Origin of the sequence: Actinocorallia aurantiaca, assembly GCF_039533685.1 — a bacterium.
GTDB lineage: Bacteria > Actinomycetota > Actinomycetes > Streptosporangiales > Streptosporangiaceae > Actinocorallia > Actinocorallia aurantiaca.
In genome coordinates this window covers 553,541-572,997 of the sequence record NZ_BAAATZ010000006.1, presented here as the reverse complement: position 1 = coordinate 572,997, position 19,457 = coordinate 553,541, and the positions used below count along the sequence as shown (strand labels likewise).

The following is a 19,457-nucleotide window of genomic DNA, read 5'->3' as shown; positions in this document are numbered from 1 at the left end:
TCCTGAGGGAAGACCCATCAGAAGCGCCGCCGCGGTCCCTGCCGCCACTGTTCGAAACCCATGCACGGGACCCACCATGCGCGGGCGGGCAGGTGCTGTCGCGGACGCACACGGCACTTGACGGAGTGCTGACCACCGATCTACTCAGCGCGGAGGGCGGGTCGGCTCGTACAGCCAGGCCTGGAAGAAGGAGGACAGCTCCTGCCCCGACACCTTCTCGGCGAGGTCGACGAACTGCGCGGTGGTGGCGTTGCCGTACCGGTGCTCCTCGGCCCACTTGCGCAGCAGGGAGAAGAACTTCTCGTCGCCCATCTTGGTGCGCAGCGCGTGCAGGACCATCGCGCCCCGGTCGTAGACGGCGAAGGAGTCGAACAGCCGTTCGCGTCCGGGGTCGCCGGTGAGGACCTGCCAGGCCGCGGGGGACGTCTGCTCGTAGAGGGAATCGAACCGGCCCTGGACGGACTCACCGCCCATGCGCTCGCCCCAGATCCACTCGGCGTAGCTGGCGAAGCCCTCGTTGAGCCAGATGTCCTTCCACTGGGTGACGCTGACGCTGTCGCCGAACCACTGGTGCGCCAGCTCGTGCGCGATGATCGTCTCGCCGGGGTCGAAGTCGCCGTAGATGGAGCGGGACTGGGTCTCCAGCGCGAAGCTCACCGCCGCGTTGTCGATGACGCCTCCGGTGGAACCGAAGGGGTAGGGGCCGAAGAGCTTCGTCCACTCGTCGGTGATCTCGGCTTTGGCCCGGTAGAAGTCGTCGATCGAGGGGACCCGCACGGAGGAGTCCACGGCCACCGTGATGGGGATCCCGCCGGGCGTCACCCCCTCCTTCACCTTGAAGTCCCCGACGGCGATCATGGCCAGGTAGGTGGCCATCGGCTGCTTGACCGTCCACTTGGTGGTGGTCAGGCCGTTCCGGGTGGAAGCCGGCCCGCTCTCGCCGTTGGAGACGGAGGTGAGGCCCTGCGGGACGGTCAGGGTGAGGTCGAAGGTGGCCTTGTCGCTCGGGTGGTCGTTGCCGGGGAACCAGGTGTGCGCGCCGCTGGGCTGGCAGGCGACGGCGACCCCGTCGGGGGTCCTGATCCACCCGTACTGGCCGAGGATGGGGTCGTTGACCGCCTTCGGGGCGCCCGAGTAGGCGACGGTGACCGTGAAGTCGCTGCCGCCCGCGATCGAGGCGGACGGCCGGACGACGAGCTCGCCGCCCTCCTGGTCGAAGTCGGCCTTCCGCCCGTCGACCTTGACCTGGGAGACGTCCAGGCCGGCGAGGTCGAGGTTGAACCGGACCATCTCGCTCTGCGCGTGGGCCTTGATGGTGGCGACCGCGTCCAGGGTCTTCTTCGCGTCCGACGGGACGATTTTCAGCTTGAGGGAGTAGTGCCGGACGTCGTAGCCGCCGTTGCCGTTCCCGGGTACGTAGGGGTCGCCGGCCGAGCTCTGGCTGGGCACGACGGGGGAGGAGCCGGCCGTCGGGGGCCGGTCGGCCGGGGTCGTGGGGGCGGAGGGACCGGGACCGGGCCCCCCCACCTGGCAGCCGACGCTCAGCGCGGCCACCAGGGCGAGGGAGAGGGCCGCCGCTGCGGGACGTCGGTTATGCACGTTGCCCAGATTGCCGGTTCGGCAGTGAATTGAGCAACTGCCGACTGATGTGTGAGATCAATAAGGCTGTCCAGGAGTGCCCGCCTGGTAGGGATTCGGGCCGGTGGCCTCGACGACGACTGTCTTCGCGGCCTTGTCGTGCAGGGTCTGGTTCTTGGGATTGGTGAAGATCCAGATCGCGTCGACCAGGAAGCCGACGCAGCAGATGTAGGCCAGCACGACGAAGACGCCGGCCCGGACCGCCGAGGTGCTCGCGTCGACGGGCCCGCCGTCCTGCTCCCGCACGACCCGGGTGCCCATCGCCTTCTTGCCCAGAGTCTGCCCGTTCCAGCGGTGGGTCAGCAGCCAGAAGTACAGGAACGCCAGGACCGCCGCCAGCAGACTGGCGAAGACCTGGCCGCCGGAGTAGAGCCGGTCGAACTCGTAGGCCGTGGTGCCGTCCGGCCGGGTGACCACGAAGTCGCCCCGGTTGCCGCCGAAGGGCAGCGCGATGCAGCAGGCGACCAGCGCGTAGAGGATCCAGTCGATGATGATGCCGACGAGCCGTTTCCCCTTGCCGGCGATCGTCGGCGGGACGGCCCCGTAGCCCCCGCCGTAGCCCCCTTCATAGCCTCCGCCGTAGGGAGGCTGACCGCCCCCGTACGGAGGCTGTCCGCCCCCATAAGGAGGCTGCCCTCCTCCATACGGCGGTTGTCCGCCTCCGTAGGGAGGTTGCCCGCCTCCGTAGGGGGGCTGGCCTCCGCCATAGGGGGGCTTGTCTCCGCCGTAAGGCTGCCCGCCCCCGTACGGGGGCGGATTCCGGCCGTAGGGGTCGGAGGAACCGTGGCTCTCGTGGGGACCGGGCTGGTCCTGGGAGAAGGGGAGGCCTTCCGGGGGCCGCCCGCCTCCGGGCCGGTCCCACGGGTCCTGCTGCGGTTGCGTCATAGTCGCAAGATCGCCGGGAATCGCGCGCTCAAACCAACCGATTGTCCGACTTGATGCTCCATTGGAGGTGTCTTGATTGGTAAGGCGGGTAAGGAATGAGGCGAGAATGCTGACAAATTGGACAAAGGCAAAGGGGAAAAAGAGAGCAGCGCCCGCGGAAGAGGCCGCAGGCGCTGGGAAAACGAAGCCGTGAAGGCGAAGGGGAGGTCAGGCGCCCACGTAGGGCACCGCGTCGATGATCTCGACGGTCATCGCGCGCCCGTTGGGCAGCGTGTAAGAGGCCTTGTCCCCGACCTTCTTACCGTTGATCGCCGCGCCCAGCGGCGACTTCGGGGAGTACACGTCGATCGGCGAGCCCTGCTCCTCCCGGGAGGCGAGCAGGAAGGTGACCTCCTCGTCGTCGCCCTCGAAGGAGATGGTGACGGTCATGCCCGGCGACACCTGGCCGTCGGCGCCGGCCGGAGCCTCGCCCACCCGGGCGTTGTCGACGATCTGGCGAAGCTGGAGGATGCGGCCCTCCATCTTGCCCTGCTCCTCCTTGGCCGCGTGATAGCCGCCGTTCTCCTTGAGGTCGCCCTCCTCGCGAGCTGCCTCGATCTTCGCGGCGATCTCCTTGCGGCCAGGACCCGAAAGGTACTCGAGCTCGCCCTTCAGGCGGTCGTACGCCTCCTGGGTGAGCCAGGTGACGTTTTCAGTGCGGGTCTCGGTCACGGGTACTCCTAGCTTCCACGCGAGTGGCCGGGGTGCCTCCACGTCGTTCCCAGGTCGGGACCGTACGGGAAACCTCAAGCCTATCCGGTCGATCAGAGTAAAGGTTCCCACCGACGGCGATCTGGAACCTGCCATCCGATGGTCAGGAACGCGCGCAGTCCACCACTTCGGCCGTGGTGGCCTTTCTGCTGGTGGAAAGGTAGATCATCTGGCTGGAAGTGCTCTTTCCGGGCTCCGCCACCACCTCCTGCTGCCCCACGATGAACCCGTCCACGGCCTGCGCGCGGACGGTGCAGGCGACCCGGGCGTCCTCGGGCTTGAGGATCTGGAAGGTGACCTGCACGGAGGACTCGCTCTGGACGTCGTAGGAGATGGTCCGTCCCGCGATACCGTGGATCCCGCTGCGGCCGTCGCCGGCATTGCCCATGACGACGGCCCAACCCACCATGCACAGGGCGACGAACAGGCCGATGACCCCGTAGCCGATCAGAGTGCCCACGGACCGCTTCTTCGGCTGTTCCGGAGCGGCCTCCCCGTGCCGGCCCGGTTCGGCATCGACGGTCATGGAATCCTCGCGGTTCTGTCGGTGTTGACTGCGACAATCTCGTAATACAGGTTCACCTTAAGCATAGGGAGCGCCCCCAGTGGCTGAGACCTTGCGGCTGATGGCCGTGCACGCCCATCCCGACGACGAGTCGAGCAAGGGGGCGGCGACGATGGCACGCTACGTCGCCGAAGGCGTCGAGGTGCTTGTGGTCACCTGTACCGGAGGCGAACGGGGCGACATCCTCAACCCCGCGATGGACCGGCCCGAGATCAAGGAGAACCTGGCGGCGGTCCGGCAGGCGGAGATGGACGCCGCCCGGGAGATCCTGGGCGTGCGCCAGGAGTGGCTGGGCTTCATGGACTCGGGCCTGCCCGAGGGCGACCCGCTGCCCCCGCTGCCGGAGGGATGCTTCGCCCTGGTCCCGCTGGAGGAGGCCGCGGCCCCGCTGGTGCGGGCGGTGCGCGAGTTCCGGCCCCACGTGATCCTCACCTACGACGAGAACGGCGGCTACCCCCACCCCGACCACATCAAGACCTACGAGATCTCCGCGGAGGCCTTCGACGCCGCCGGCGACCCCGACCGCTACCCCGGCCTGGGCGAGCCCTGGCAGCCGCTGAAGATGTACTACTTCCTCACCTTCCACAAGGAGCGCCTGCTGGCCCTGCACGAGGTCCTGGTGGCGGCGGGCAAGGAGTCCCCCTACCTGGACTGGATCGCCAACTGGGAGGACCGGCCGATGCCGTGGCCGCTCACCACGAGGGTGCCGTGCGGTGACTTCTTCGAGGTCCGGGACGCCGCGCTGATCGCGCACGCCACCCAGATCGACCCCGACGGCTGGTGGTTCGCCTGCTCGCCCGACCTCCAGCGCGAGGCATGGCCGACCGAGGACTACCATTTGGCCAGGTCCCTGGTCGATACGGAACTTCCGGAGGACGATCTGTTCGCCGGCATCCGGGAGAAGGTGGGCGCGTGATGTTGATTCTGGCGCAGGAGCTGAACGACGAGACGGTTTCGCCGGGGACGACGGGCACGCTGATCGTGCTCTGCCTGGGCATCGCCCTGGTCTTCCTGATCAAGTCGATGAACAAGCGCATCTCCAACGTCGACGCGCCGCGCCAGGCCGACCTGGACCAGGAGGCCTGGGAGAAGGCCGAGGCCCTGCGCGCCGAAGAGGGCGACACCCGGTAGAGGGCCCGTCGGCCGGGCCTGCCGCCGGTCAGGAAAGCCCCATGTTCGGTTGAACGACGGCGGGCTCGGGGCGCCTTCGGGGCGTTCCTTGCTTGCATGGCGGCATGAAGCGGCTCGGGTACGGCTTGGCGGCGGCGTTCCTGCTCATTCCCGTGGGCTCTCATCTGGCGACGGGAAGCACGGACTCGGCGCCTCCGGCGTCCGCACGGCCGCCTAAGGCCGAGCTCGCGCCCCGGGCCGCGGCGGTGCGGGTGCATCCGACCGAGCCGCCCTGGGCGCCGGTGGGCTGGGGCCCGCCCGTCCTCGCCGAGAACTTCGAAGGAGACCGGATAGACCTCTCCCGCTGGGCGGTCTACCACGATCCCCAGGGCACCCACCCCCGCACCAGGAAGGCCGTCTCCGTCCGGAACGGCGTCCTGCGCCTGACCGGCGGCGTCTACGGCGGCGAGCACCTCTCCGGCGGCGTCGCCGCCCACTACGCCCAGACCTTCGGCCGGTTCCAGGCCAGGATGCGGGTGGAGCGGGGCGCGGGCTACTCGGCGGTCATGCTGCTGTGGCCCACCAGGCAGGGCGACCCCGAGTGGGCCGAGATCAACTTCGCGGAGATCCCCGACCCCCTGCGCGGGACCACCGGCCTCTTCGTCCACCACGGCAAGGACGACAAGACCTCCTCCAGGTCGATCGACGGGGACTTCACCCAGTGGCACGTCTTCACCCTGGAGTGGCTGCCGGACCGGGTGACCTTCTTCATAGACGGGAAGGCCGTCTGGGAGCACACCGGCGGGAACATCCCGCAGAAGGCCGACATGCACCTGGCCCTGCAGAACGACATCGTCTGCTATTCCAAGGACCAGTGCCGCGGGGAAGGGGCCCCGGAACAGGTGACGATGTACGTCGACTGGGTACGGATCCATCCAATGTCTTCGTAACATCCCCGCTTTAGGGTGACGCCATGAACCGTCTGAAGGATGCGACCAGCCCCTACCTGCTTCAGCATGCGGACAATCCAGTCGATTGGTTCCCCTGGGGTGAGGAGGCCTTCGCGGAGGCGCGAAGGCGGGACGTGCCGATTCTGCTGAGCGTCGGGTACGCGGCCTGTCACTGGTGCCATGTGATGGCGCACGAGAGTTTCGAGGACCGGCAGACGGCCGAGCTCATGAACGAGCGGTTCGTCAACGTGAAGGTCGACCGCGAGGAGCGGCCGGACGTCGACGCCGTCTACATGGAGGCCACGCAGGCGCTGACGGGCCAGGGCGGCTGGCCCATGACGGTCTTCATGACCCCCGAGGGACACCCCTTCTACTGCGGCACCTACTTTCCGCGGACCCGCTTCCAGGGGCTGCTGAACGCGATCTCGGGAGCATGGGAGGGCCAGCGCGAGAAGCTGGTCGAGCAGGGGCAGCAGATCGTGGCGGCGCTGGGCGGTGAGCAGGCGGGCCCGCAGGGGCCGGGGCCGACCGAGACGGCGCTCGTCCAGGCGGTCCAGGTGCTGGGGCGCTCGTTCGACGAGAAGTACGGCGGGTTCGGCACGGCGCCGAAGTTCCCGCCGTCCATGGTGCTGGAGTTCCTGCTCCGCCAGGGGGACCCGGCCGGCATGGCCGCGCGGACGCTGGAGGCGATGGCCCGAGGCGGGATCTACGACCAGCTCGGCGGCGGGTTCGCCCGCTACAGCGTCGACGAGAGGTGGATCGTTCCGCACTTCGAGAAGATGCTTTACGACAACGCCCAGCTCGCGCGGGTCTACGCGCACTGGTGGCGCAAGGGCGGGGCGCCGCTGGCCCGCCGGATCGCCCTGGAGACCTGCGACTGGATGCTCCGGGAGCTGGGGACGGCCGAAGGCGGCCTGGCCTCGGCGCTCGACGCCGACAGCGAGGGCGTCGAAGGCAAGTTCTACGTGTGGACGCCCGAGCAGCTCGCCGAGGTGCTGGGGGAGGAGGACGCGGCACGTGCCGCGCGCGCCTTCAAGGTCACCTTGGAGGGGACGTTCGAGCACGGCTCGTCCACCCTCCAGCTGGAGGGCGACCTGCCGGAGGACCTGAGGGACCGGTTGCTCGAGGCCCGCGCCTCGCGGGTGCGGCCCGCCCGCGACGATAAGGTGGTCGCGGCCTGGAACGGGCTGGCCATGGCCGCGCTGGCCGAGTGCGGCGCCCTGCTCGACCGGCCCGACCTGGTCGAGGCCGCCGAGCGGATCGCGGACCTGATCGAGGAGCTGCACGTCGTGGAGGGCAGGCTGCTGCGCACTTCCAGGGACGGTGTCGCGGGCTCCAACGCGGGCGTCCTGGAGGACTACGCGGACGTCGCCGAGGGGCTGCTCGCGCTGCACGCGGTCACGGGCCGCCCGGAGTACGTGAAGCGCGCGGGGGTCCTGCTCGACGCCGTTCTCGCCCACTTCGGCGACGGCCAGGGCGGTTTCTACGACACCGCCGACGACGCGGAGGCCCTCTTCCGGCGGCCCAAGGACCCCACGGACAACGTGACGCCGTCCGGCCAGTCCGGGGCGGCCGGGGCGCTGCTCACCTATGCGGCCCTGACGGGCTCCCAGGAGCACCGGGACGCCGCGCTGGCGGCGCTGGGAGCGGTCGCCCCGCTGGCGGCCAAGCACGCCCGCTTCGTGGGCTGGGGCCTGGCCGTGGCGTCGGCCGCCCTGCACGGCCCGCTGGAGATCGCCATCGTGGGTTCCCCGGACGATCCGGCCGCCAGGGCCCTGCACCGCACGGCGCTGATGACCACCTCGCCCGGCGCGGTGGTCACGATCGGCCACGGGGACGAGATCCCCCTGCTCGCGGGCCGCGAGCCGGTGAACGGCGAGCCCGCCGCCTACGTCTGCCGCGACTTCGCCTGCCGCATGCCCGTGACGACCCCCGCCGAGCTCGGCGCGGAGTTGATGGCGACCAGCTGACCGCAGCGAAGCGAGGATCGGCTGGTCGCTTCCGGGGGTCTGGGGGTCGTCCCCCAGGCGGGTGTGGTTGTCCGCAGCGAAGCGAGGATCGGCTGGTCGCTTCCGGGGGTCTGGGGGTCGTCCTCCAGGCGGGTGTGGTTGTCCGCAGCGAAGCGAGGATCGGCTGGTCGCTTTCGGGGGTCTGGGGGTCGTCCTCCAGGCGGGTGTGGTTGTCCGCAGCGAAGCGAGGATCGGCTGGTCGCTTTCGGGGGTGTGGGGGTCGTCCTCCAGGTAGGTGTGGGGTGTCGGGAAGGCCCCCGGTCCGTATGGGATGTAAGTCGGTGTTTACAGTGAGGGAACTCACGTTTTAAGGTCTGTTGGGCCTGCTGTAAACGTATGGCGTTCCGAGTGACCGGGGGATCGAGGAGTGCGGGTGCGTGTACCTGGCCGTCGTGCCGTTCCGGCGGTCATCGGGGTGGCCATCGCGACCGTGCTCTCGGTCGACGTGGCGATCCTGGCCGAGCAGGCGACGAGGAGGCCCTCCGCCGAGAGCGCTCAGGGCGCCGAGCGCACCGAGCTGGTGGCCGCCGCCGACGACAGGCGGATCTCCCAGGAGGTGGCGCCCCTGGGGAGGCGGCTGGACCCCCAGTTCATGATCGTCTCCAGGGACCGTGCCGCCGTTCCGGACGAGCTGCTGGAGAAGGTCCGCCGGATCGAGGGGGTCGCCGCGGTCGAGCGGGTCGACGGGGCCCGTGCGGAGCTCGCGGGCAAGGAGGTCGGGATCTTCGGCGTCGACCCGTCCACCTTCCGCAACCTCACCCCGAAGCCCACGGCCGGGCACGACGGCCTGTGGCGCAACATCGCGGCGGGCGACGTCGCGGTCTCGTTCGTGCTGGGCAGCGACGGCGGCGTGGAGCTGAACAGCCGGGTGCCGGTCAGCGGAGGCTCCCGGGCCAACCAGGTGCGGGTGGGCGCGTACGCGACGATGGGCATCGGCGACATCGACGCGGTGGTCTCCAAGGCGACCGCCCGCCGTCTGGGCATGGTCGAGGACAACGTCCTGCTCGTCGCACTGGACCCCAAGAGCGCCAAGAGCACGAAGGCCACCGGCCGGATCAAGAAGGCCGTGGGCCGGCTGGTGCCGAAGAAGACCGGGACGCTGCGGACGCTCGACCCGAGCTTCGACTTCAAGTCCTCCGGTGGCAGCGGCTCCTCCCTGAGCGCCCTGGAGATCAGGACGGCCATCAACGCGGGCATGACCAAGCTGGGCATGCCTTACGTGTGGGGAGGGGAGTCGGACGCCGAGGGCGGCTACGACTGCTCCGGCCTGCTGCAGTGGGCCTTCCGCCAGGCCGGGATCCGGCTGCCCAGGGTGGCCGAGGACCAGGCCCGCACCGGTCCGGTCGTGCCGTTCGAGCAGGCCAGGACCGGCGACCTGCTGATCTGGGCCAACGACCCCACCGCCCCGGGCCGGATCTCCCACATCGCCCTCTACCTGGGCGGCGACGAGATGCTGGTGGCCCCGCGCACCGGCGACGTCATCAAGATCCAGAAGGTGTACTTCCGCGGCTTCCGCGGCGCGGTGCGGATCGACCGGCGGGCCGCGGTCCGGATGGCGGGTTGAGCGGCCGCACCGTACCGGCCCCGACATGGATCCGTGATCTGGCGAGACAAACGTGCCTCGGCGGCGATAATTGAAGTGGCCGAACCGAGGAGGACTTCGTAGTGGAGGTCAAACGCAGCATCAAGGACCGGATCAAGCGCAGCCGTCCTTACGGGGCGGTCCGTGACCTGGCCTACCGGCTGTACGAGGGGCGTGTCGAGAAGTACCTGCCCAGGGACCAGGTGCCCCGGCACGTGGGAGTGATCCTGGACGGCAACCGCCGCTGGGCCAGGGAGATGGGCCTGGCGGACGTGAACTCCGGGCACCAGGCCGGCGCCGACAAGATCTCCGACCTGCTGCGCTGGTCCACCGAGGCGGGGGTCGAGGTGGTCACCCTCTGGCTGCTGTCCCCCGACAACCTGGCCCGGCCCGCCGGCGAGCTCGAACCCCTGCTGCGGATCATCGAGAACACCGTGCAGCAGCTCGTCCGGGAGGGCTGGCGGGTCCAGGCGGTCGGCGCCCTCGATCTCTTGCCCGACAAGACCGCCCGTGTCCTGAAAGATGCCGGGGAATCCACATCCAATGTCGACGGGCTGATTGTGAACGTCGCCGTTGGGTATGGAGGTAGACGTGAGATCGCTGATGCGGTTCGCTCCCTGCTCCTGGAGCAGGCGGCACGAGGCACCAGCATCGAGGAGCTTGCCGAAGCCCTCGATGTGGAGCACATCGCCGAGCATCTCTACACGCGCGGTCAGCCCGACCCGGACCTTGTCATCCGGACCTCGGGAGAGCAGCGCCTCTCCGGCTTCATGCTCTGGCAGAGCGCCCACTCGGAGTTCCACTTCTGCGAGGTCCACTGGCCGGACTTCCGCCGGGTGGACTTCCTCCGGGCGCTCCGCTCCTACGCCGCGCGGCACCGTCGCTTCGGCACCTGAGAAGAGTCGATCCGAACTCCGTGTTCACGGCCCCGTCATGCATCTGTCATGTCGGGGCTGTTCTCTTTCAGGAGCCGAGGTAGCAATTTCCCAGGTAAGGGCGTTCAACAGCGTCCGAAGGAGAGCGAGTGGGCACACCCTCCACGCGTCAGGCATCTGCCCGGCGCACCTACGTCCTCGACACCAGCGTTCTCATCGCGGACCCCGCGGCCATCACGAGGTTCGCAGAGCATGAGATCGTCATCCCGATCGTCGTGATCACCGAGCTGGAGGCCAAACGCGACCATCCTGAGCTGGGCTACTTCGCCCGTCAGGCGCTGCGAGCCCTGGACGACCTGCGGGTGGAGCACGGTCGGCTCGACGATCCGCTGCCCATCGGCGAACACGGCGGCACGCTGCGGGTGGAGCTCAACCATTCCGACCCCAGCGTCCTGCCGGACGGGTTCCGGCTGGGCGACAACGACACCCGCATCCTGTCGGTGGCCCGCTGGCTGTCCGTGGAGGGCAAGGACGTCGTCCTGGTCTCCAAGGACCTGCCGCTGCGGGTCAAGGCCTCCGCGGTGGGCCTGCCCGCCGAGGAGTACCGCGCCGAGATGGTCGTGGAGTCCGGCTGGACCGGCATACGCGAGCTCGAGGTGGCCACGGCGGACGTGGAGGACCTCTACGAGCACCAGCGGCTGGAGCTCGAGGCGGCCCGCGAGCTGCCCTGCCACACCGGCCTGCGGCTGCTGTCGGACCGGGGTTCGGCGCTGGGCCGCGTCCTGCCGGACAAGTCGGTGCGGCTGGTGCGCGGCGAGCGGGAGGCCTTCGGACTGCGCGGCCGCTCGGCCGAGCAGCGCATCGCTCTCGACCTGCTCCTGGACGAGGAGGTGGGCATCGTCTCCCTGGGCGGCCGGGCGGGTACCGGCAAGTCCGCCCTGGCCCTCTGCGCGGGCCTGGAGGCCGTCCTGGAGCGTCGCCAGCACCGCAAGGTGGTGGTCTTCCGGCCGCTGTACGCGGTCGGCGGGCAGGACCTGGGCTACCTGCCCGGCTCGGAGAACGAGAAGATGTCGCCGTGGGGGCAGGCCGTCTACGACACCCTCTCGGCGGTGACCACGCCCGAGGTGATCGAGGAGGTCCTGGAACGCGGCATGCTCGAGGTCCTGCCCCTCACCCACATCCGGGGCCGTTCCCTGCACGACTCGTTCGTGATCGTGGACGAGGCCCAGTCGCTGGAGCGCGGCGTGCTCCTGACCGTCCTGTCCCGGATCGGCCAGAACTCGCGGGTGGTGCTGACCCACGACGTGGCCCAGCGGGACAACCTGAGGGTCGGCCGGCATGACGGCGTCGCGGCGGTGGTGGAGCGGCTCAAGGGGCACCCGCTCTTCGCGCACGTGACATTGAACCGTTCCGAAAGGTCCCCGATCGCGGCTCTCGTGACCGATCTGCTGAACGACATAGGCGCGTGAGAAAGGTGCGCCGGGAGGGTCCCGAGACGCCTCGCTGAGGGGGATCGGCCACTCGATTCGAACACTCACCGTCCGCATTCCGTTGCGGGCGGTGAGTTTTGTTATGACTCCCGGTGATGTGACCTATTCGTTACGTTCTTAGTGACCAGGATCACAGAACCTCTCGGCAATGGCCGAAACCGCAGCTACGGCGGGGGTTTCGTAAAGTTTCCGGCAAGGTGATCACCTGTCGGAGTCATGCGAACACCGGGATCGGGTTGCGGTGCACCCCCGACTCTGCGGCATGGTTTCCCCCGGAAGTGTGAGAGGCCGGACCAATTCGCTGGAAAGGAGCCAGAGCGTGCCGATCGAAGCACCGCCCAAGGCTTGGGAACCAGCGGGTCCGCACAGTCCGCACCCGGACATCAAGGTCGCGGGCGGCGCCGCGGAGGGAAGGCCGGAACGGCTGGACCTCGACTCCCGCGCCCAGCCGAAGCCGAGCCCGCTCTTCGTGGCGGGAGCCGTCACCACGCTGGTCGTGGTGGTGGGGGCCTCGGTGTTCACCCTCCTCTCCGGCGGATCCACCCCGGAGAAGGACTCGCTCAGCGCCGCCAGCGTCGTCGAGCCGACCCGGCAGGTCCCGGTCGACACCCAGCCGCTGGAGACGGTCGATCCGAAGATCGAGGCCGAACGGCAGCGCAAGGATCTCCGGAAGCGCGCCGTCACCGCCGCGCGGAAGGACAAGGCCCCCTCGCCCACCCTGAAGAAGGGGCCGACCCCCGAGCCCACCGAGTCCGCGGAGGCCGAGGTCCCCGCGGGTCCGCCGGTGAAGCCCGGTACGGCGCAGGCGATCGCCAAGTCCATGCTGCCGCAGTTCGGCTGGAAGGCGAACGAGCAGTTCGACTGCCTGTACCAGCTGTGGAACCGCGAGAGCGGCTGGCGCACCACCGCCGGTCGCGTGGACGGCCCCTACGGCATCCCCCAGGCCAACCCCGGCACGAAGATGGCCAGCGCCGGGCCGAAGTGGCGGACGGACGCGGCCACCCAGATCAAGTGGGGCCTCGGCTACGTCAAGGGCCGCTACTCGACCCCGTGCGGCGCCTGGTCGCACTTCCAGGCCAACCACTGGTACTAGGCCGGCGGCCGGTACCTCCCCAGTCTCCGGGCCCCCCTGCCCGGTGAGGCGACGCAGGTGTCGCCTCCGCCGTCCCCCCAAGGCGGCACGTTTCGCCCGCACCGGAGCGGGCTCACAACCCCATAAGCGGTGAGCAGTCCCGAGAGGCCCTCGCCTCCCTCGCCGCGTCCACCCCGGATGAGCGGGCAGTCCGCCCGCGCCCGCGCGCCTTCGCGCGCTCTCCTCCCGGAGCCCGATCGTCGCCCTTTCGCGACGGCTCTGCCCGGGGTGCCCCTGTCCGAGACGTGATCGGCGTCCGGCCGGAGAAAGGATCCCCCATGTTCGAGCACATCTCCCCCCAGGCCCCCCAAAACCGGCCTAAGCGATCTACTTCATCTATCGGAATGCGCACGGCACTCGTTACAACGGTGACGGGTCTGACTTTCGGTCTCGCATCGGCGGTGACGGGCACTACCGCCCACGCTGGGACCGAAACGGCGGACAGCGCGTCGAGGGTCTCGACCGCCTCGGTACAGACGGTGAGCACGAAGACGGTCCAGAAGAAGAGGCTCTCCGCCAAGCAGCGCAACAAGGCCATCGCCCGGAAGATGCTCAAAAAGAGGGGCATGTCCGACCGGCAGTACCGGTGCCTGGCGAAGCTGTGGACCAAGGAGAGCAACTGGAACCACCGGGCCTACAACTCCTCCTCGGGGGCCGGGGGGATTCCGCAGGCGCTGCCCGCGTCGAAGATGAGTTCCGCGGGCAGTGATTGGCGGACTAATCCGAAGACCCAGATCAAATGGGGTCTGCGCTACATCAAGGGACGTTACGGGACGCCTTGCGGGGCCTGGGCGCACTTCCTTTCCCGCAACTGGTACTGATCCCGCGGTCAAGGCCGCGGCCGTCCGGTCAGGACGTGCCCGGGACACGGGCAAATCCCGGTTCCGATGAGTGGTTTCCATGATCGATCCGCTGGTTTCGCGGTGACGGTACCTGCCGTGTCACCTCGCATGGTGAGTGGGACGCGGAAGATCCCGCGCCCCACCAGAGCCCCGGAGACCCGCGTCCGCGCGGGCCTCTTCCAGGAGCAGGCGTCCGGCCACCCGCGCGGCATCCCGCCGCGCGGGTCACGCCTACGGGGCGGAACCGCCTGCGGCACGGTCGGTGCCGCGATCGACGAAGGAAGCATCTTGATCGGAACATGCCCGTCTTGGATCAGCCGCCTGCCGGTCGCGGCCGTCGCCGCCCTGGCCGCGACCGGGCTGTGGTCCGCCCCCGCCGCGGCGGAGTCGGACGCCGTGAGCCGGCCGTCCGGGCTCGACGCCGCGGCAGGCACGGTGCCCCAGATCCACCGGATCCACCGGGTCCACCGGGTGGGGCGCACGGCGGAGGTCCACCGGCTCGCCCGGCCGGGGAAGGCCCCGGAGGCCCAGGTGATCCAGAAGGTACAGAAGCTTCGGACGCTGAAGAAGGCCGTGAAGACCGTTGAGTCGGTGAAAGCGGTGAAAGCGGTGAAGTCGGTGAAGCTGTCCCGGCAGAGCCGGAAGCTCAGGTCCGCGTCCCGGGTCGAGCGCAACAAGCAGATCGGCCTGGACCTCGCCGCCGACTTCGGCTGGGACGGCCGCCGGCAGTGGCGGTGCCTGGAGCGGCTGTGGTCCAGGGAGAGCGGCTGGAACCACCTGGCCCGCAATCCCAGCTCCGGGGCGCACGGAATCCCGCAGGCCCTGCCCGGCTCGAAGATGGGCGGGATCTCCGCGGACTGGCGCACCAACCCCGAGACCCAGATCAAGTGGGGCCTGCGCTACATCAAGGGGCGCTACGGGACTCCCTGCGGGGCCTGGGCGCACTTCGGGGCCTCCGGCTGGTACTGACCCGGCTTCCTAGCCTCCGGCCCCGTCCAGAGGCGTCTCGGCCTTCCGGTGGCCGGTCATCCGCAGCACGTCGAGAGCGGCGTCCAGTTCCTCCAGGGACAGGGCGCCGCTCTCCACATGGCCGCGCTCCAGGACGACGTCGCGGATCGTCCGGCGCTGCGCCAGAGCCTGCTTGGCGATGACGGCGGCCTCCTCGTAACCCACGTGCCGGTTGAGCGGCGTGACGATGGACGGGGAGCCCTCGGCGTACTCGAGGCAGCGCTCGACGTCCGCCTCCAGCCCGTCGACGCAGCGGTCGGCGAGCAGGCGGGTGACGTTGGACAGCAGTGAGACGGACTCCAGCAGGTTGCGGGCGAGCATCGGCAGCTGGACGTTCAGCTCGAACGAGCCGGACGCCCCGCCGAACGCGATCGCCGCGTCGTTGCCCACCACCTGGGCGGCGACCATGGCGACCGCCTCGGGCAGCACCGGGTTCACCTTGCCCGGCATGATGGACGAACCCGGCTGCAGGTCCGGCAGCCGCAGCTCGGCCAGGCCGGCCCGGGGCCCCGACCCCATCCAGCGCAGATCGTTGGCGATCTTGTTCAGGCCGACCGCGACGGTGCGCAGCGCCCCGCTCGTCTCCACCAGGGAGTCCTGGGCGCTCTGCGCCTCGAAGTGGTTCCTGGCCTCGCGCACCGGCAGCCCCGTACGCTCGGCCAGCAGCGCCGAGACCCGCCCCCCGAAGCCGGGCGGGGTGTTCACCCCGGTGCCCACCGCCGTTCCGCCCAAGGCCAGTTCACCGAGCCGGGGCAGCACCGCCTCCAGCCGCTCGATCCCGTACCGGACCTGCGCGGCGTACCCGCCGAACTCCTGCCCGAGGGTCACCGGGGTGGCGTCCATGAGGTGCGTGCGGCCCGCCTTCACCACCGTGGCGAACTCCTCGGACTTGCGCTCCAGCGCGACGGCCAGGTGCGCCAGCGACGGGATCAGCGAGGTCACCACGGCCTCGGTGGCGGCCAGGTGGATGGAGGAGGGGAAGACGTCGTTGGACGACTGGGAGGCGTTCACGTGGTCGTTGGGGTGGACCGGGCGGCCCAGCCTCTCCTCGGCCAGGGTGGCGATCACTTCGTTGGCGTTCATGTTCGAGGAGGTGCCCGAGCCCGTCTGGAAGACGTCGACGGGGAAGTGCTCGTCCCACTCGCCGTCGGCGACCCGTCCGGCGGCCCAGGCGATGGCGTCGGCCAGGTCGGGTTCCAGCACGCCCAGTTCGGCGTTGACCGCCGCCGCGGCCGACTTGATCAGCGCCAGCGCCCGGATGTGGGCGCGGGAGAGCCGCTGGCCGGAGATGGGGAAGTTCTCCACGGCCCGCTGGGTCTGGGCCCGCCACCTGGCCTCGGCCGGTACCCGGACCTCGCCCATGGAGTCGTGTTCGACACGGAAGCCGCCTGCCCGAGAGTCATCCATGTTCAGGACATGTCCCGGGCAGGGCGGTTTATTCCTTATTCGACGAAGGCAGGGGTGTTCTGCCGGTCACTCGCGCTCGATGTCGCGGTAGGTCTGCTCGCCGGCCTCGGACGGCTGGAGCTCACCGTTGATCGTCACCTGGCAGACCTGGCCGTCGCTGACCGTCAGGTCCATCGGGACGGAGTTGTACCGGGCGCTCTGGCCGTCGCTCATGGTCACGTTGTTGACCACGCCGGCCGCGCCGCCCTCGCGCCCGACCACCGTGGTGAGCTTGCACCGGCCGCCCTGCGCCTTGATCACCACCACGTCGGCGTCCGCGCTGAGCGGGGTGGACGCCTCGGACGTGGGGGCGGCGGTGGCGGGCGTCTCCTCCGACCCGCCGTCGCCGAGCAGCGCGAACAGCGCGATGGCCAGCACGACGATCCCGGCGGTCGGAAGCCCGAACAGCAGGTACGAGGGCACCCTGCCGCCCGAGCCCTGCTTGGCCCGGTGCGCGCCGCTGCGCCGGCTCGGCAGCCCCGAGTAGGACATCGAGCCCGCGCCCTCCGGCGGGATGCTGGCCGACGCGCTGCGCTTGGGCGTCGCGGCGCGCTCCAGGCGCTCGGCCAGCCGGGAGTGGCTGAGCCGCCGCTTGGGGTTGCGCTGCAGCAGACCGTTGATGATCGGGCCGAGGTCTCCGGCGCGCTGGGAGGCCGCCGGGTCCTCGGTGAGGACGGCCGACAGCGTCGCCATGACGTTCTCGTGGTCGAACGGGGGACGCCCCTCGACCGCGCAGTAGAGCGTCGCTCCGAGCGACCACAGGTCGGACTCGGGGGTCGCCTTCTCCCCGCGCGCCACCTCGGGCGCGACGTAGGCGGGCGAGCCCACGAAGGTGCCGACCTTGGTGATGGTGGACGAGCCGTTGGTGACGGCGAGCCCGAAGTCGGTCAGCACGACCCGCCCGGGGGCCAGCAGCACGTTGCTCGGCTTGATGTCGCGGTGCAGGACGCCCGCCGCGTGGGCCTCGTCGAGGGCGTCGACCAGCTGGCGTCCGAGGGCGGCGGCCTCGTCGGGGCGCAGCGGCCCGTGCTCCTTGATGTGCTGCTCGAGGGTCGGCGCCTCGATGAGCTCCATGACGATCCAGGGCCGCGCGTGCTCCTGGACGACGTCGTAGACCTCGATGATCGACTTGTGCCGGACCCGGGCGGGGGCGCGGGCCTCGCGCAGAGTGCGTCGGTAGAACACGACGCGGTCGTTCTCGTCCAGCTCCGCGGGGAACCGGATCTCCTTGATCGCGACATCGCGTTCCAGCAGCTCGTCGTGGGCGCGCCACACCGTGCCCATCGCCCCGTGTCCGAGTGCATGGAGCAGGCGGTAACGCTTCGCCAGAACGAAGTGCTCCGTCTGAGTCATGCGGGCAAAGATACAGGAGCAAGAGGCTTGTCAGACACCGGATGCAATGTCTAGATATAACGCTTTCTTGCTCACTCGCCGCCAAACACGGAGCCGGTCGCGGTGAGTGGAGCGGGCCAACGCCCGCCCCACTTCCGCGTCCGGTGAACCGCGGCGCCGAGGCCCTATCCGCGCGCCGGAACGGTGGGCATGAACGTCACCTTCCGGCCTTCGCTGAAGAAGTCCTCGCCCTTGTCGTCGACGACGATGAAGGCGGGGAAGTCCTCGACCTCGATCTTCCAGACGGCCTCCATGCCGAGCTCGGGGTACTCCAGGACCTCCACCTTCTTGATGCAGTCCTGGGCGAGCCGGGCGGCGGGGCCGCCGATGGAGCCGAGGTAGAAGCCGCCGTGCGCGGCGCACGCGTCGGTGACCTGCTGGGAGCGGTTGCCCTTGGCGAGCATGACGAGGGAGCCGCCCGCGGCCTGGAACTCCTCGACGTAGGAGTCCATGCGGCCGGCCGTGGTCGGGCCGAAGGAGCCCGAGGCGTAGCCCTCGGGGGTCTTGGCCGGGCCGGCGTAGTAGACGGCGTGGTCCTTCAGGTACTGCGGCATGCCCTCGCCCGCGTCCAGCCGCTCCTTGATCTTGGCGTGGGCGATGTCGCGGGCCACCACCAGCGGTCCGGTCAGGGACAGGCGGGTCTTGACCGGGTAGCGGGTCAGCTCGGCCAGGATGTCGGCCATCGGACGGTTGAGGTCGATCTTGACGACCTCATCGTCCAGCTGGTCGTCGGTGGTGTCGGGCAGGAAGCGGGCCGGGTCGGTCTCCAGCTTCTCCAGGAAGACGCCCTCCGCGGTGATCTTCGCGAGCACCTGCCGGTCGGCCGAGCAGGATACCGCGATGGCCACCGGGCAGGACGCGCCGTGCCGGGGCAGGCGGATCACGCGGACGTCGTGGCAGAAGTACTTGCCGCCGAACTGGGCGCCGATGCCGAGCTTCTGGGTGAGCTCGAAGACCTGCTGCTCCAGCTCCAGGTCGCGGAAGCCGTGGCCGTCGGTCGAGCCCTCGGTCGGCATGTGGTCCAGGTAGTGCGCGGAGGCGTACTTGGCGGTCTTCATCGCGTACTCGGCGGAGGTGCCGCCGACGACGATCGCCAGGTGGTAGGGCGGGCAGGCCGCGGTGCCCAGGCTGCGGATCTTCTCCTCCAGGAAGGAGAGCATGCGCTTGGGGTTCAGGACGGCCTTGGTCTCCTGGTACAGGAAGGACTTGTTGGCGCTGCCGCCGCCCTTGGCCATGAACAGGAACTTGTACTCGTCGCCGTCCGTGGCGTACAGCTCGACCTGGGCCGGGAGGTTGGTGCCGGTGTTCTTCTCCTCCCACATGGTCACCGGGGCCATCTGGGAGTAGCGCAGATTCAGCTTCGTGTAGGCGTCGTAGACGCCCCGGGAGATGTGCGCCTCGTCCCGTCCGTCGGTCAGCACGTTCTGGCCGCGCTTGCCCATGACGATCGCGGTGCCGGTGTCCTGGCACATCGGCAGGACGCCGCCGGAGGCGATGCCGGCGTTCTTCAGCAGGTCCAGGGCGACGAACCGGTCGTTGGGCGAGGCCTCCGGGTCGTCGAGGATCTTGCGGAGCTGGGCGAGGTGAGCCGGGCGCAGCAGGTGGGAGATGTCGCGCAGGGCCGTCTCGGTGAGCAGGCGCAGCGCCTCGGGCTCCACCTGGAGGAAGGTCCGCCCCGCCGCCTCGACCGTGGAGACTCCCTCGGTGGTGAGCAGCCGGTACTCGGTCTCGGTGTCCTTGCCGAGAGGTAGCAGGTCGGTGTAGGCGAACTCAGGCATTCCAT

Annotated in this window: 17 protein-coding genes; 10 read left to right on the top strand and 7 right to left on the bottom strand. The window is 69.7% G+C overall.

All coding sequences use genetic code 11. The annotated features are described in order from the left end of the window. Positions 1-144: 144 nt before the first annotated feature. The 4 genes from ABD327_RS09690 to ABD327_RS09675 form a co-directional block, all read right to left on the bottom strand. Positions 145-1,599: a M1 family metallopeptidase gene (locus ABD327_RS09690; RefSeq protein ID WP_344449920.1), complete on the bottom strand. Its 1,455-nt coding sequence runs from the start codon at positions 1,597-1,599 to the stop codon at positions 145-147. Between the two features lie 57 nt (positions 1,600-1,656). After that, complete coding sequence (locus tag ABD327_RS09685; RefSeq protein ID WP_344449919.1) at positions 1,657-2,523, bottom strand: RDD family protein; 867 nt, start codon at positions 2,521-2,523, stop codon at positions 1,657-1,659. Positions 2,524-2,730: 207 nt separating this feature from the next. Next, a complete protein-coding gene (gene greA / locus ABD327_RS09680) occupies positions 2,731-3,234 on the bottom strand; it encodes a transcription elongation factor GreA (RefSeq protein ID WP_344449918.1) in 504 nt (167 codons plus the stop codon). 142 nt (positions 3,235-3,376) lie between these two features. Continuing rightward, complete coding sequence (locus ABD327_RS09675; RefSeq protein WP_344449917.1) at positions 3,377-3,799, bottom strand: DUF4307 domain-containing protein; 423 nt, start codon at positions 3,797-3,799, stop codon at positions 3,377-3,379. 79 nt (positions 3,800-3,878) lie between these two features. Between ABD327_RS09675 and mca the strand changes: the two genes are divergently transcribed. From mca to ABD327_RS09625, 10 genes are all read left to right on the top strand, one after another. Further along, positions 3,879-4,754: a mycothiol conjugate amidase Mca gene (mca, locus tag ABD327_RS09670; protein ID WP_344449916.1), complete on the top strand. Its 876-nt coding sequence runs from the start codon at positions 3,879-3,881 to the stop codon at positions 4,752-4,754. Next, the gene (locus ABD327_RS09665; RefSeq protein WP_344450115.1) at positions 4,754-4,969 is read left to right on the top strand and encodes a hypothetical protein; all 216 of its coding nucleotides are present in this window, start codon (positions 4,754-4,756) and stop codon (positions 4,967-4,969) included. The genes mca and ABD327_RS09665 overlap by 1 nt, the downstream gene beginning before the upstream one ends. Before the next feature lie 104 nt (positions 4,970-5,073). Beyond that, positions 5,074-5,898, top strand: coding sequence for a glycoside hydrolase family 16 protein (locus ABD327_RS09660; protein ID WP_344449915.1), 825 nt, complete (start codon positions 5,074-5,076; stop codon positions 5,896-5,898). Positions 5,899-5,921: 23 nt separating this feature from the next. Beyond that, positions 5,922-7,868 (top strand): thioredoxin domain-containing protein, encoded by a 1,947-nt coding sequence (locus ABD327_RS09655; RefSeq protein WP_344449914.1) that lies wholly within the window; start codon positions 5,922-5,924, stop codon positions 7,866-7,868. A 412-nt stretch (positions 7,869-8,280) separates the two neighbouring features. Then, complete coding sequence (locus ABD327_RS09650; RefSeq protein WP_344449913.1) at positions 8,281-9,471, top strand: C40 family peptidase; 1,191 nt, start codon at positions 8,281-8,283, stop codon at positions 9,469-9,471. Positions 9,472-9,572: 101 nt separating this feature from the next. Further along, positions 9,573-10,385, top strand: coding sequence for an isoprenyl transferase (locus tag ABD327_RS09645; protein WP_344449912.1), 813 nt, complete (start codon positions 9,573-9,575; stop codon positions 10,383-10,385). A 128-nt stretch (positions 10,386-10,513) separates the two neighbouring features. After that, positions 10,514-11,833 carry an RNA 5'-3' helicase PhoH2 gene (gene phoH2, locus ABD327_RS09640; protein ID WP_344449911.1) on the top strand — a complete coding sequence of 440 codons (1,320 nt, stop codon included), beginning with the start codon at positions 10,514-10,516 and terminating at the stop codon, positions 11,831-11,833. A 340-nt stretch (positions 11,834-12,173) separates the two neighbouring features. Further along, positions 12,174-12,947: an aggregation-promoting factor C-terminal-like domain-containing protein gene (locus ABD327_RS09635; protein WP_344449910.1), complete on the top strand. Its 774-nt coding sequence runs from the start codon at positions 12,174-12,176 to the stop codon at positions 12,945-12,947. A gap of 518 nt (positions 12,948-13,465) precedes the next feature. Continuing rightward, positions 13,466-13,807, top strand: a complete 342-nt coding sequence (locus ABD327_RS09630) for an aggregation-promoting factor C-terminal-like domain-containing protein (protein ID WP_344449909.1) — start codon at positions 13,466-13,468, stop codon at positions 13,805-13,807. Between the two features lie 309 nt (positions 13,808-14,116). Further along, complete coding sequence (locus ABD327_RS09625) at positions 14,117-14,797, top strand: aggregation-promoting factor C-terminal-like domain-containing protein (RefSeq protein WP_344449908.1); 681 nt, start codon at positions 14,117-14,119, stop codon at positions 14,795-14,797. A 9-nt stretch (positions 14,798-14,806) separates the two neighbouring features. Here the strand turns inward: ABD327_RS09625 and ABD327_RS09620 are convergent, their stop codons facing one another. The 3 genes from ABD327_RS09620 to ABD327_RS09610 form a co-directional block, all read right to left on the bottom strand. Further along, positions 14,807-16,243, bottom strand: a complete 1,437-nt coding sequence (locus ABD327_RS09620) for a class II fumarate hydratase (protein ID WP_344449907.1) — start codon at positions 16,241-16,243, stop codon at positions 14,807-14,809. A gap of 66 nt (positions 16,244-16,309) precedes the next feature. Further along, a complete protein-coding gene (locus ABD327_RS09615; protein ID WP_344449906.1) occupies positions 16,310-17,635 on the bottom strand; it encodes a serine/threonine-protein kinase in 1,326 nt (441 codons plus the stop codon). A 164-nt stretch (positions 17,636-17,799) separates the two neighbouring features. Continuing rightward, the gene (locus ABD327_RS09610) at positions 17,800-19,452 is read right to left on the bottom strand and encodes a fumarate hydratase (protein ID WP_344449905.1); all 1,653 of its coding nucleotides are present in this window, start codon (positions 19,450-19,452) and stop codon (positions 17,800-17,802) included. Positions 19,453-19,457 lie beyond the last annotated feature (5 nt).